General features: G+C 37.5%; 11 protein-coding genes, 2 tRNA genes and 1 pseudogene. 7 read left to right on the plus strand and 7 right to left on the minus strand.

Annotated elements, in window-relative coordinates; genetic code table 11:
- The first annotated feature begins 6 nt into the window (after positions 1 to 6).
- The gene (locus tag BFU36_RS03210; RefSeq protein ID WP_083216342.1) at positions 7 to 2,112 is read left to right on the plus strand and encodes a V-type ATP synthase subunit I; all 2,106 of its coding nucleotides are present in this window, start codon (positions 7 to 9) and stop codon (positions 2,110 to 2,112) included.
- Here BFU36_RS03210 and metG read toward each other — a convergent pair.
- Entirely contained in the window at positions 2,101 to 3,822 is a 1,722-nt protein-coding gene (metG, locus tag BFU36_RS03215) for a methionine--tRNA ligase (protein ID WP_069282242.1), read from the minus strand. The two genes, BFU36_RS03210 and metG, sit on opposite strands and share 12 nt — an antisense overlap.
- 74 nt (positions 3,823 to 3,896) lie before the next feature.
- Here metG and priL point away from each other — a divergent pair, with 74 nt between their 5' ends.
- On the plus strand, positions 3,897 to 4,814 hold the full coding sequence (gene priL, locus BFU36_RS03220) for a DNA primase regulatory subunit PriL (protein WP_069282243.1): 918 nt from the start codon (positions 3,897 to 3,899) through the stop codon (positions 4,812 to 4,814).
- Positions 4,815 to 4,918: 104 nt separating this feature from the next.
- On the opposite strand, the gene pgsA is transcribed toward priL, so the two are convergent.
- Positions 4,919 to 5,503: an archaetidylinositol phosphate synthase gene (pgsA, locus tag BFU36_RS03225; RefSeq protein ID WP_069282244.1), complete on the minus strand. Its 585-nt coding sequence runs from the start codon at positions 5,501 to 5,503 to the stop codon at positions 4,919 to 4,921.
- 36 nt (positions 5,504 to 5,539) lie between these two features.
- Here pgsA and BFU36_RS03230 point away from each other — a divergent pair, with 36 nt between their 5' ends.
- From BFU36_RS03230 to BFU36_RS03240, 3 genes are read left to right on the plus strand one after another with little or no spacing between them, the layout of a single operon-like run.
- Positions 5,540 to 5,851, plus strand: a complete 312-nt coding sequence (locus BFU36_RS03230) for a hypothetical protein (protein WP_069282245.1) — start codon at positions 5,540 to 5,542, stop codon at positions 5,849 to 5,851.
- Positions 5,852 to 5,878: 27 nt separating this feature from the next.
- On the plus strand, positions 5,879 to 6,364 hold the full coding sequence (locus BFU36_RS03235; RefSeq protein ID WP_069282246.1) for a protein-lysine N-methyltransferase: 486 nt from the start codon (positions 5,879 to 5,881) through the stop codon (positions 6,362 to 6,364).
- Positions 6,361 to 6,804, plus strand: coding sequence for a DUF2286 domain-containing protein (locus BFU36_RS03240; RefSeq protein WP_069282247.1), 444 nt, complete (start codon positions 6,361 to 6,363; stop codon positions 6,802 to 6,804). Before BFU36_RS03235 ends, BFU36_RS03240 begins: the two co-directional genes overlap by 4 nt.
- 34 nt (positions 6,805 to 6,838) lie before the next feature.
- Here the strand turns inward: BFU36_RS03240 and BFU36_RS03245 are convergent, their stop codons facing one another.
- Positions 6,839 to 9,478: a DNA-directed DNA polymerase I gene (locus BFU36_RS03245; protein ID WP_069282248.1), complete on the minus strand. Its 2,640-nt coding sequence runs from the start codon at positions 9,476 to 9,478 to the stop codon at positions 6,839 to 6,841.
- Positions 9,479 to 9,530: 52 nt separating this feature from the next.
- Between BFU36_RS03245 and BFU36_RS03250 the strand changes: the two genes are divergently transcribed.
- Positions 9,531 to 9,605 (plus strand) — tRNA-Arg (locus BFU36_RS03250).
- 28 nt (positions 9,606 to 9,633) lie between these two features.
- On the opposite strand, the pseudogene BFU36_RS13495 reads toward BFU36_RS03250, so the two are convergent.
- From BFU36_RS13495 to BFU36_RS03270, 4 genes and pseudogenes are all read right to left on the minus strand, one after another.
- A pseudogene (locus BFU36_RS13495) lies at positions 9,634 to 9,798 on the minus strand (putative integrase); the annotation flags it as partial.
- Positions 9,799 to 9,915: 117 nt separating this feature from the next.
- A complete protein-coding gene (locus BFU36_RS03255) occupies positions 9,916 to 11,970 on the minus strand; it encodes a hypothetical protein (protein WP_069282249.1) in 2,055 nt (684 codons plus the stop codon).
- 338 nt (positions 11,971 to 12,308) lie between these two features.
- Positions 12,309 to 12,602, minus strand: coding sequence for a hypothetical protein (locus BFU36_RS03265; protein ID WP_069282251.1), 294 nt, complete (start codon positions 12,600 to 12,602; stop codon positions 12,309 to 12,311).
- A 455-nt stretch (positions 12,603 to 13,057) separates the two neighbouring features.
- Positions 13,058 to 13,744, minus strand: a complete 687-nt coding sequence (locus BFU36_RS03270; RefSeq protein WP_156770052.1) for an integrase — start codon at positions 13,742 to 13,744, stop codon at positions 13,058 to 13,060.
- Positions 13,745 to 13,785: 41 nt separating this feature from the next.
- On the opposite strand from BFU36_RS03270, the gene BFU36_RS13770 reads away from it, so the two are divergent.
- Positions 13,786 to 13,881 (plus strand) — tRNA-Leu (locus BFU36_RS13770).
- Positions 13,882 to 14,069 lie beyond the last annotated feature (188 nt).

Below are 14,069 nucleotides of genomic sequence, written 5' to 3' on the forward strand. Positions count from 1 at the left end.
AAAAGAGTGCTTTTGCCAGAAAACATGGTGAGGTTACAGATAATTACAGATAAATCTAATCTTAATCCTATAGTTACTAAACTTCTAAAATATGGGGTATTCCAGCCTGAAGATCCCCTTTACCCAATAGGAAATGGAAGAATTGACGAAGCGAGGAAATTAATAACTCCTGTTCAAGATCATATATCAAAAGTAAAAATAATAATGGAACTTGGAGGTTTAATAATAGAGCCATTAGGAAAAATGAAAGTAGAGGATTGGATAATTGCCTCAGACCAAACAAATAGTGAAGCTCTGAAACTGGAAGAGAGATATAAAGAGCTTCTAGAGGAGATAGGCAGACTCAGAGCTGAAAGGGATTTATACTTGCAACAATTGAAAGATTTAGAGCCTTTTAAGACCATAACAGTTGAACTTAACACATTATACTCGTCAGAACTATTTAATGTAATCTTAGCTATAGTTAGTGAGGATAAGTTAAATTTACTAAATGAATCATTAAGGGATAAGGGTTTCGTATATGCAGTCAAGTCTGGCGAAAAAAGTTTTAGTGTCATAATAATAACAAAAAAGGAAGTTGAACTTGACAAAATCCTTAAAGAAATAGGTGTAAGAAGATTTGAGTTACAAGAGGGAAAATCACCATACCAACTGTATAATGATTTGCAAGAAAAGGTAAACCAGATAAACATTATACTAGAGAGGACTAGAGACGAGCTAGCAAAAAAGGTTAAGAGTGAAGAAAATTATATTAAAAACGTATATGGTAAATTACTTACAGTAAGAGATGCTTTAAGTATTATGAATAAAGCTAGAGTTTCAGATTATTATTTGCAGATAGAGGGCTATGTTCCAGAAAAATATGTAAATACAATAAAGTCAGATTTAGGTAATTTAGGCTTTATTGACTACATAAGACCTAAAAGATATGAGGAAAAAGAGGAACCGCCTACTCTTGTGGAACTCCCAAAATCAATTAGAGTTTTGGAATCTTTAGTTGAAATATATGGAACTCCCTCTTACTGGGAGATCTCACCTATTGCGTTTTTAGTTTTTACCTTCCCCATACTTTTTGGTCTAATGTTTCCAGATTTCGGTAATGCGTTAGTTTTATTAATATTTTCCATATGGTTTTACAGATATGGTAAGAAGACCGGAAGCCAGAATATACCTAAATTATCTATAATCTTAATATACTCATCGATTATTGCCATGGTTACAGGATTACTTGCTAGAGACTTCTTCGGACCGTTACCAGTTGGAGGATTAAGAGAAGTAATAGGTAGCGATTCTTATACAGTAGGTCCTCTATATAGTTTATGGCCAATTCCAGCTTCAGTATCTGAAGCCATAAGTTTCCTATTACCATTTGGTGAGTACAGCACTAGTATTAGTATAGAAAATACTATGATATTCTCTGTATTATTAGGAGCATTAGCTTTGTTTGTAAGCTCCCTATTAGGCTTAGTGAATGCGATTAGGAAGAAGGACCCAGAATTCATCTTATTTGAAAAATTACCAATGTTCCTAATATATGTGGTTCCAATATTTATATTCATGTATGGTATAAGTGATCCAAAGAATTTCTTCGCCTTAGATGAACAGGTTTTGGGTCAGATTTTAAATGCTGTACTGATGAAACCATTTAGTCAAAACGTTGTAGGATATGGGATAGTATGGTGGACTTCATTTGCTTTACTTTATAACTGGGCTTCACACTCAATTTTAGTTAAAAAGCATGAGGGCGGAGGGTTTGCTTCAGCAATTGCAATGGGTTTCATAGAAGGGGGATTTGAGGGAGCATTATTGTTGCTTTCTAATACAATATCTTTCATAAGAGTTTTAGTATTCGCTTTGTCTCACTATTATATACTTTATGCATTCTCTTATATGGCTTATCTCGTAGCCCCATCAATCAGTACAATCCATGTACTGATAAATCCAATATCTATAATAATATTGATAATAGGTAATTTACTAGCTATAGGTCTAGAAGGGCTAGTAGTGTTCATACAAGATATGAGGTTACACTTCTACGAAATGTTTAGTAAGTTCTATGAAGGCAGAGGAAGAAAATTTGAGCCAGTTTTAGCTTATGTGTCACTTGAGTAAGGTAGGCCTATTTTTTTCTATCCCTTTTCTTACCTCTTCTAGCCTTTTGATGATCTCAGACTCAAAATTAGGGGCTAGTTTTTTGAATAATGGTTGAGATTGTCCTATTCTATGTCCAGGCTTTAGGAGTAGTTGAGAAGCATTATCCCACTTCTCTTCCTCTACATTACCTAAATTTAGCATGTCATATATTTTTTGAGAATATGAAGGCATTAATGGATAGAGTAATATTCCTATAGTTCTCACTGAATTAATAGAAATATATAGCGTATTTGCCAACTCTCTTGTTTTTCCAACTTTATATAAATCCCATGGGGCTTTTATGTTAAGATAAGCGTTACACTCCCTAACTAATGTCAGTAGATCCTCAGTTCCAGCCTTTAATTTGCCTTTTTCAAATAAGCTAGCCATGTTTTGAGGTACTGTATTAATTAAATTTATTATTTTTTTATCATTTTCATCTAAAATATCTAAATAAAAGTCAGGAACAGTAGAGTTGAAATATCTGGAGATCATTGTAAGGACCCTATTAATGTAATTTCCTATATCATCATTAAGTTCAGTATTAACTATCCTCACAGTTTCCCTCCAAGTAAAGTTAGTATCTTTCTCCTCCGGTCTCAGTCTGATAAGGACAAATCTCCAGTACTCTACATCCATTAGATTAGGTGCTTCATCAATCCATACTCCAATTTTCCTACTTTTACTAAACTTTTGACCCTCATAGAGCAAATACTCTGTAGCAGCAATAACATTTGGTAGATTATACCCTTCTCCACTAGCCATTAGCATTGCTGGTAATATAACGGCGTGAAATGGAATATTGTCCTTCCCTATGAAGTAATAGCTTTTAACCTCATTCCCAAACCAGAATTCCTTCCACTTATCTGGACTCCCCTTTTTCTCAAAGTATTCAATAGTAGCTGAGATATACCCTAGAAGTGCTTCAAACCAAACGTATATTGTCTTATCTTCCGCATCTAGAAAAGGTGCTGGAATACCCCATTTGTTATCCCTAGTTATGCTTCTAGGCTTAAGACCCTCACTAACCCAACTTAACGCTACTGATTTCACATTATCAGGCATCTCCCTTGAGTTAGTTATCCATTCCTTTATCTTATCGTTAAAAGCTGATAGATCAAAAAACCAATGTTTTGTCTTTTTAAAAATTGGAGGCCTCCCACAAATAGCACATTTAGGATTAATTAGTGAGTTAGGTGTGAGCAATCTTCCACAATTATCACATTGATCTCCTCTCGCATCCTCGAAACCACAGTAAGGGCAAGTACCCTTGATAAACCTATCTGGTAAGTAAATCTTATCGTTTTCACAATAAGGAATTTCGTCTTCATTAACTTTGATATATTTATTAAGTTTTAGAAGAAAATCTGAAACAAATTTTTTGTGAACTTCATTTTCTGTTCTACTATAATTGTCAAAGCTTATCTTCCACACATTTAGAAATAAATGCTTATCATACTCATGTGCTTGATCTGTGAGCTCTTTAGGACTTACTTTTCTCTTTATCGCTTCAACTTCTATTGGAGTACCATGCTCATCACTACCGCTAACGAAAACTACGTTCTCTTTTCCATACTTTAACCTAGCGTATCTTGCAAATACATCAGCTGAGAGTATGGAGCCAATCAGATTACCTAAATGCGGGACTGAATTGACGTAGGGCCAGGCTGAGGTGACTAAGACTTTCATTATATTTTGTGTTACAGTGAGCCTTTATTAAATATAACTAAATTAAATATTCATGAGAAAGGAGAGACTAACAAATGGTAATAGACGTAAAAAAATACCCCTTTGTAAAGAATATTAATGACGAACTTAAGAAATATGGCGGAGGAGTAAACTTAATCGATTTATTGGTATCTAATACTAGCTTAATAGACCTTGCTAAGAAGAGAATAGAGAGTGTAAAGGCTAATGAGCAATTAGAACATTATACTAAATATACTGAACCCGTGTTGGTTTTTTATACAACGCTAATTATACTAGCCGTAATTAATAGCTCGCGATTAAACGCTAAATACGCCTATTTAGAGAGTCAGCAGTTCAAGAAATTACTTACTAAAGAAGATGAAAGTGCATTATTAGAGCTCTCTAGTAATCTTAATATTAAGGTAAATAGGTGTAATCCCATAAAACTACGTATAAGCGAGAGGAAAATTACGGAGGAGAGAGAGTATTGTATAAATTTCATTGAATTTTTAAAGCTTATAAAGGGAACTAATGATCAGTGGAAGTTAAGTAAGCAAATTCTTTATAGAGGGAATGTTTATCTCAATAGGGAACAGCTGATACAACTAATTGCCGAGACTATTAGGAGAAAAATTTTGCAATTAATAAGACCGTTAAACTTGAAGGAAATACCAGAGAAATTAAGGGACTTAATAAATAAGGAGGGAAGAATTCCACCTTGTATTGAAGCTATTCTTAATAAAGATAAGATAAGTGAGGAGGAAGTAAGAATCCTTGTAACTTTCTATATTGATATCGGAAAGAGCTTAGGAAGCATTAATGCGGTTTTAAAGAAGTGGAGTATCACATCGATAAATGATTTATATAAAAGGTACTTAGGTAATAAGAAAACAAAATACATTATTTATTCATGCTATAGAATGAAGGAGCTCAACTTGTGCGTAAGCGAATGTAATGTAAGAAATCCCTTACAACTTTATTATAGATCATGATAAAGCCCCTCTTATTCCTAGTAACATCTAACGGAGTAACTCCTATAAAGGGGAGTAACGCCCAAGATCTCAGCAGAATCCTAGCCCTTTAGACGGAGAGGAGGTCAGTTTAATGCACTATAAACTACATAGAACCTTTGGATAACGGTAACTAAAGTAAGAACTAAGAATAGGTAGAACATGTATAATGACGCTATTTCTCCTAATATCAAGTAAATCAGTAGAATTAATAATACAAAAATTATTCTCTCCCCTCTCTCTATAATCCCTCTTCCTTCCATCTTTAATCCTAAGGATTCAGCCTTAGCTCTAATATACGATATAACTAAAGATAGCCCTACACCAAAAGCTATTAAATATGATGGAAAACCTATGAAGATAAATCCAGTTATATAAAGTATGTCTTCAATCCTATCTAGAGTTGAATCTAAAAAGCTCCCGAATTTTGAAACCTTATTAGATAGTCTAGCTACTTCTCCATCAATCGCATCCATCAGCGATGAGATGATTAAAAATATTATTGCAATTCCTACATTAAGTTTCATCATAGTAAAAAAATAGATAAATGAAAATATTAATCCTAAAACTGTTATAAGATTAGGACTGAGATTAATTCTGAGAAAAGCCCTAGCAATAGGTGTTAACACTCTTTTTGTTTGCTTCCTAATTTGATTCAGCATCTTTATCACATACTATTTTAAACTCTATTAGGTAGTAATAGGGGGATGACAGCTAAAAAATTGATTCTGGTAACCTCAGATTCACATCCACTACATAAGGTTTTTGTCGAAATACTAGAAGAACTTTCTAAAGAATTAAATATAGAAAAGGAGGTTAAAGTGGAGGACTATGGATTTCTAGCAGATTATGGCGAAAAGGATGAATTCGATATGCCATTTCTGCCTCAACTCTTCGCTATGTCTAATGATGGCAAGATATTCCCCATATTGACAAGAATTCCATTAGACTCTTCCTTAAAGCCTGATAAAGAAAAAGGGAAAGAAGAGGCCATTAAAAAAATTAAAAATATCGGATAAGTAACATTAATTTATAGAGTGGTCAACATGAGTTATGTTCCTCATGTACCTTATGTTCCAACTCCAGAGAAAGTCGTTAAAAGAATGTTAGAAATAGCAAAGGCTAATCAAGACGATGTAGTGTATGACTTAGGTTGTGGAGATGGAAGGATTATAATAACAGCCGTGAAGGACTTTAATGTAAAGAAAGCGATATGCATAGAGATCAATGATGAGAGACTAAGGGATACCTATTCAAATATAGAAAAAAGCGGAGTAGTAGGAAGGGCTAATGCGGTAAAAGGGAACTTCTTTGAGGCTAACTTATCTGAGGCTACTGTCGTCACTATGTTTTTACTAACTAATGTGAATGAAATGCTTAAACCTAAGCTCGAGAGTGAGCTAAAGCCTGGGACTAGAATAGTCTCACATGAATTTGAGATAAGAGGTTGGGTTCCAAAAGAGGTAATAAAGGTTGAAGACGGGAATATGAATCATACAGTTTACCTTTACGTAATCGGTGAACATAAATGAAAATTCTAGTCGTCAAAAGTGAGAATGGTAAAGTTACTTCTGAAAAAATAATGGAAGGAGAGATCGGTAAAGTTATCCGTGAAGTAGCCAAAAGTGCATTGGATGAATGGAATGAATTAACCTCAGATTTTATCATAATGCATGATTCACAAGAGGTAAGAGTTCCCCTTCCGTTAAAGCCAGATGTATACGAAGTATTGAAAAACTTCTTGGTTGGTAAGGATAAGAGAGAGGCAATTGCTAAAATACCCGTCTATATAATAAGCTATGAAAACGAATGGAAGGAGAGTGACTTCCAAGATAAGAAAGTGTATGTAATATCGTATTATATTAATGATGATATGAAAAAGGAGGTTATTTCTGACGCGACGCAGATGACTAGCGAACAACCGAAAGAAAAAGAAGAAGATTTAGAAGATATAGAAGAAGAGGAAGAATAAGAAGTTTTTAAAACATTTAATCTTTATCATATTTTTAATTCTTTGTAGTAGAGAAGAAGGAATCTATAGAGATAGTTGAGGCTATCTCATCCCATGAGACTCCAAATGCCTTAAGTAATTGCTCAAATGTACTTCTTAAAGCTTCTAAATATTTCTCCACATCTATTTCACTTACCTTAGCTAACTGCACTGGCTTAACGCCATCTTTGGATCTAACTTTAACAAAAGATATTATATCCCTGGGCAATACATTTACTCCATACGGCCTTAACTGGAGAGCAGCTTTAACATGCTGAGGTGTATTCTTAGTGTAAGAATCTAACGGTTTAGATAACATTATTCTAAACGCTAGTTCATCAAGATTATACTCCTTATTTTTCAACTTCTCATAAGATTCCTTTATCTTCTTTACAATCTCTCCCTTAATCTTCTTAATATCATCTGGAGAGTTTATATTAACCATCAAGTCTTTAACTTCATTAAACACTTTCTTTAGAAACTCCGGAGTGTTTCTCTTCTTCACCAACATACCTTTTATTTCCACCTTTCCGTCAGTATATACGCCAAAATAATTCTTCTTAAGTCCAGAAAACGCTACAAACCTATAACTCTTATCTATCTCTAGGTCAAGATTAAAATTGGACTTAACCCACTTTATAATTCCCTCAAGCCTCTCGGTAGAAGGATTTAAGAGAAATAACGAATCAGTATCTCCATACAATACTGTGAGACCTTCCTCCCTCGCCTTCTTAACTGTGCTCGTTATTACATATCTACCCAATGCTGTAACACTCTCAGCTACTGCAGGAGCATAGAGCGGGAAAGTTTCAGCTCCAAATACACCGTATGTAGCATTTATGAACACTTTCATAGCCCTTTGTACTACATCGTATAATATCCTTTGCTCTTCTCCTACGCTTTGACTCTTTGATTTCTTCTTATATACCTTTACTCTGAAGTCCCTCAATAAACCAGTTATGACTGCAGTTATTCCCGGTCTGTCCATACATACCGTGTGTAGCACTTCACCCGTCTCATCTTTTACTTCAACCGTTTTATTACATTGATTTAAATCGACAGTTTCATAACTTAAATTCCACGTCCTAATTATTGAAGGATACAGTGAGGCGAAGTCCAATACAGTTATGTAAAAGAATATCCCAGCTGGTGGATCAATAACGACAGCTCCCTTATACCCTTTACCCTTTATTAATGCCGATGTCTTGACGCTAGATGTTCTAGCTAAAATGTTTTCCTTTAAAGGTATTAACCAATTTCTCTTCCTATGCTCCCAATAGTATAGATTCTTTACCCACGTGGATATTTCACTTCTTGTTAGCTCCTCAATGCCTAGCCTGGATATCCTAGAGAATAGCACAATTAGCTTCATAGTTAACTCATTTCCAAAGGTGGTCAGTTGTAACGTTATGTCAGCGTCTCTGAAGTTATACTCTATTAATTTCTGTATATCCAAAAACGATATCAGAGTATCTACCTTAACCTTTGATACTCCTAAAAGAGCCTTAGCTACGGAATCTAAGTTATATTCAGCGTATTTTCCCTCAAAGGCATAATTCCTAACAGCCTTATTAAAGAAAAACTTGTATAAATCTATATGAAGCCCAATTAGATACTTAGCTTCATCTCCATGAACATCAAAAGGCAACTCATCTGGATAAAAGCCTAGTTTTAGGGCTCTATAATAAATATAAGGTATATCGAAATCATCACCATTAAAAGTTATTATCATTGGATAATTGCTAAGTATCTCGAAAAATCTAACAAGTAGATCGTACTCAGAATCAAATCTCTCCACTGACAATCCATCGTTGTTAGTATTACCTTCTTGTACATCACTTCTATTTAGAGCTAAGACCTTCTTCAATCCGTCATTTCCAGCTAATGCAATACTAATTATTGGAAATTCTGCTTTTTCGGGATCTGGAACTCTACCTTTTATTGGAGTATATACTTCGATATCAACAGCAACTCTCTTAATCTTTGGTACTTTAGTCTCAAATATTGGAAGCCAATCTATAGCCATCTGCTTAGTTAAATCATCAGAATCGGAGAATGCCCTTTTAATATCCTCTACATCTTTTTCATCAAGTTTTAGCCCAGCTGACATAAGTTTACCTTGTTTTACAATATAAGGCATTCCAGGAATTAATTCCATATCGTAAATATAATTATTATGATACTTTATATGAGCTTCATAAGCTTGAGGAACAGCATTTCTCAATCTTCTAACCGCTAAGGGATCTTTAACTACTATTTTCGTCATCCTTATATTTTCCCATGTATAAGGATCAATTTTCGTAACGGTTTCTATGTGATCAAAAGAAGGATCTCTAATAATCTTAGGAATCTTACTGATCTTATCTGGCTCTAGGTCAACTAAGAAATAGGATTTATGTCCAGTGTTATCGTAGAGTACGTAAATTTTTTGAGTGTTCTCATCATATAATTTGCAGACTGCTTTACCCTTCTTACCATCATAATCAACTTGTAATAAGTAATATAACTTACCCTCCTCTGCTGGAGGAAGCCACTCCCTTCTTGTAACTCGCCTCCTTTCTTCTTCCTTAGTTTCTTGGACTTCCTGCTTATTTTCCTCAGTATTTTTAGCAGGCTTGCTAGAAGGAATATCAAATAATGTAAGTTGTTTAGCCATACTTAAACAAATATAACTTTATAGGAAATACGATATAAGTTTTAGTGGTAAAGGACCCGTAGCTCAGCTAGGATAGAGCGCTGGCCTGCGGAGCCAGAGGTCCCGGGTTCAAGTCCCGGCGGGTCCGCTGTGGGGGTATCCCCCACACCCCCACTTCCATTTTTCAATTTCATATACGTTTCAACTACGTCAACTAAAGGACCTACGTAAGTTTCCTTTATCTCACCGTTTATCGTTTCCAATTTATAGACGTAATACCGCCCTTTAATAGGGCGTATAATATAGTCGCCATATTTATAACGCGTCTTCTCTTTCGTCATTTTTACGCACTGTATTATGGTTACCAATTCGCGTTTATAAGCATTGGTAACTCGTAAAAAGTTACGGGGTCTCGCGTGAGTTTGAAAGGTAGCGGTAAAAGTTCCTCATTTGGAAAATTAACCCCGAGTTGGGCTAAACTCTGAGTATAGCTCTGCAAACCTATCTAACTCCTCACCCTTTATCCTCAGCCTATGTATCATACGCGATAGTACTGGCGGTCTGACTTGTACGCTCTCAACGCCTCTATCAGCCTTTCCGTCGCTTTTTCGCATTCTTCCTTTGTCATCTGACACGGCATTTTTCTTATCGCCTCTTCCGTCAGACCCTCGAAAAAAGTCTTTATCTGCGATAACTTCGCCGTCTTGCGTCTTCACTTTGATTAAATCGCCCTCTACCTTAACGTCGGGCTTGATTACGCCCTCTACGTATTCGAGTATTTCCTTCCCTAAGTCAGTCAACCCCCATCTGAAAGCGTTGTCTGGTTTTTCGCTATAGACTAACCCTTTACGCTCTAAGTTCTTCAACACGCTAATCACATATTGTTTATGCACTTTTGCTATAGCCACTATGTCGTCAGTCTTAGGCTCACCGCTGACCCTAGCCTGAGCGTCTCTCACATACTGCAGAAACTCTATGTCCCTCTCGCTCAGCCCTAACGCGTCGAACAGTACCTCTTTGCGGAACTTAGCCATTACATCGTTGAAGTCGCTTATGTCGGCGACGCTCTTGAGCTTTAACCCCGCATGTATCCTCACGAGTACCATTAGTCGCGATATCGCCCTAACTACTACACCAAAGTCCTTGGCATGCCCCAACACTTGATTGCCGAAGGCGGTTATCTCGTTTATTACATCTTGGCTCAGCTTAACGTCTTTGGGCATTTTGCTTATGAAACACGCGATTACCGCCTTGACCTCAAACGGGTATTCTAACTCGCCCCTATTCGCCATCTTTTCAACGACCTTGCCTAGGTCTATCCCGCGTGAGTTGATGTAGACTTTGAAGAGCCTATTCTCTATCTGTGCCTTTACCGCGTCGGTAATGTCTACTACCGACGTCGTGATAAACACCGGTCTGTGCTTAATCGTTATGGTACGTGCTGTGAGTTTGCCGTCTTCGTTCTTCTCTACTGTGCCCGTTACTATCCTATCTTCGCTCATGTATTCGCGTGCATAGTTTATGTTCTGCCCATCGATCTGTTCAAAAAATACAATCGGTTTGTTGAGGTCTGTGCTATAGCCTAAGAAGTTTGTAGTGACCCTAGTGAATACCGCAACCATGTCATCGGGGAACTGGTAGAGTATACTCTTCACGATTGTAGACTTACCCGCACCAGACCCGCCTATCAGCATTAGGGATAGTCTCGATGTCCCGTACGACGGGTCAAGGAAGGCTGAGAAAGCTGAGTAAGCGACTAACTCCCTCGGCTTTTCATAACCATGCACAAACTTGTCGGAGTTCCGCAACATAAAGCCGATTATGTTCCTCTCAGCCTCTCTGTACAGATCTGGGTAGTGCGTCATGACGTATTCACAGACCGGCGTCTCTTTTGTGAGAGACTTCTTGATACCCTCTATCGCGTCTAATAACGCGTGCTTTGGCGGGTGATAGTCGGTGAGCTTAGCGACCTCTGAAATAACCTCTTCACATTTATCGCCGACGCATTTAAACTCTTTATCTTTATATCTAAATATGATATTTAGTGAGGGTACCTCGACCACTTTACCGCCTTCTAAGCGTTTCGTATAGCCAACGACCTCATAGCAGACGTCGACCACTTTACCGTCTTTGACTTCTACACACTTTACGTGCCCTTCCGAAATTGAATTTATTTCTTTCGTTTGCGGTTTAATTTTTTCATTTTTGTCGACAACTGACTGAGCGTTTTTCTGTTCATTGTTTGCAAAGGGTTCCGCTATTTCCGCTATTTCCGCCATTTTTTGCATTTGAGTGAGATAATCGGCGGATTTGGCGGATTTAGCGGAACCCTTTGCAAACGATGTTTGAATTTTTCCCGCGTCTGTGATGCTATTTTCAGCTTTTTCTTTCGCGTCTGTTGTACTTTTTTGAATTTTGTTATCGTCCGTACCGAGTTTTCCTGCCGTATTGTAACTCGACTGAGCGTTTTCTTTAACGACTACCCACTTCCCGTTACGCCTTACTACTTTCACCGCTCTCAAACCCCACTTGTACAAAATCGCTATCGCTAAAGCCCCATAACACGACCACGCCTTTCTTAACCCACTCCGCGTTTTCCTTTAGGTTGAGGTACACGTTATAACCGCGTAACTCCTCAGCCTTATACGACTTCTTCTCTTTAGCGTCGTAAAAGCGACCATAAAGCGGTAATATCTTCACGCCATAGGAGTACTTACCCTTTTTAGGCTCAGCGAGTACGACGAAGATAGAGCGTTTTGTGGCGTAGACGTATTTCGCGTTACCCTTATTAACCCCGTCGCGTTTAGAGTTATTTGATATAACGACCTTCGTCTTGTCTCACCCCCTTTTTTCACTCTATCTCTTCTAGCAAAACATCAACCCTTTCTACGCCCTTCAGTCTGTCACTATACTTTGCCGGTACCGTTATCGCTAGCTTACCACTAACATAGATTACTTCAACGCCGTGTACCCTTAACTCGCCGTCTGGGAGTAGTAGGGTCGCGTCTAGCGTCTTGCCTATTAGTTGCTTAGCTATACGCCACGGTATCGAGACGCCGTAGTACTCCTTCCCTTTGTGCTTACCATATAAAAAAACCTTAGAATTAACTTTTATGACTTGTTTTTGTTCACTTATTGTGGGCATTACAAGTTTTAAAAAAAGTTCCGGAACATTTAATAAGCATTAAGTCATAAAAAAACACGTTTCCATATACGGAACATTTATAAACATTAGGGACATAAAACACGTTTCCGTATACGGGGTATCTCTCTGTATGCTAAGTGAAATTTACCGGGGTTCACGCAGTATTCACGCCGTAAAAGTTTCACATACGGGGGGTATACTGAAAAACTATAGCTTTCATGTAAATCCATGACCTAAAAATTCCGTATACGGGGGTTGTCTATAACAGAGTGTAAATGGGTATCAAGTGTTTTAGTGGGCTTTACGTTTTCTGAAAGCGTAAAATGTCTTGATACGGGGGTTATACTGAAAAACTATAGCTTTCACGTGAATTCACGACATAAAAATTCAGCATACGGGGGTTATCTATCGCATACTGAAGAGCTATAGCTCTCAAGTAACGCCGTAAAATTATGTCATACGGGGTCTGTTTTTCTAAGCCACTCCGCGTATTTCTTGTACTGCTCTTTCGTGATACCAAATAGCGAAACGTAGTGTTGGGTCAGTACGCGTGTAGGTTTTCGACCTTGTATGAAGTCTATGACGTCGAAGGGTATGCCTAAGCTAGCCATCTGCGTTGAAACAAACTTACGGAAGTATTTAATGGCGACGGCGTCTTTATGACGTCTCTCAAAGTCGTGAATGGCGTAACGTGTGATATCTACCTTTCTTAGCGGAGTGGCATGGAACAAGTAGTAACTACCCTTATACCCTCTAGTCCACGCGAGTGGGTAGTAACATATGTCGCCCTCACAGACGTCACGTTCTGGCTCTGATAACGCCTTCAGTATCTCGCTTAACCTAGCCCCACTCTCTAACGCCAGACGGTAGACGAGATACACGTTTTCGCTATACTCTTTAGCCAACATTAGCGTTTTTCGCACTTCTTCTAACGTAGGCACATATAGGTCGGGGTTTGAACGCTTTACCTTAATAACGCTCAATATTTTATCGCGGAAGTCCTCAGTGATTATCCCCTCTTCGGCGAGGAACTTGGCGAAAAGCCTTATAGCCTTCCTGTCGTTATTTGTGTCGCCGTAAGACAGAACGCCAGATATATAGCTCTTCGCAGTCGCCTCTGAGATTTTTCGTTTAGTTAGCAACCATTCATAGAACGCCTTAACGTTACCGGAAGTGGCGAATTGGCGTAAATTGGTAACTAACGCTATTTTACGCCTCTCAAAGTCGATTTTTCGTCCTGCGGAGCCAGAGGTCCCGGGTTCAAGTCCCGGCGGGTCCGCGAATTTACGATTAATTGAAAATTAGTCTTTACTATGCTCTTAATTTAACACTCATGTAAAACCTTTATATTGAGGTAGAACTACATTTAGAGGTTAGTAAATATATTGTAAGTGATGGAAAAACTATTCCCTAATGGTACCTTGAAAGGACAGGAGTCATATAATTATTTATGATTATCCTCTTTTT

Origin of the sequence: Sulfolobus sp. A20 (assembly GCF_001719125.1) — an archaeon.
Taxonomy (GTDB): domain Archaea; phylum Thermoproteota; class Thermoprotei_A; order Sulfolobales; family Sulfolobaceae; genus Saccharolobus.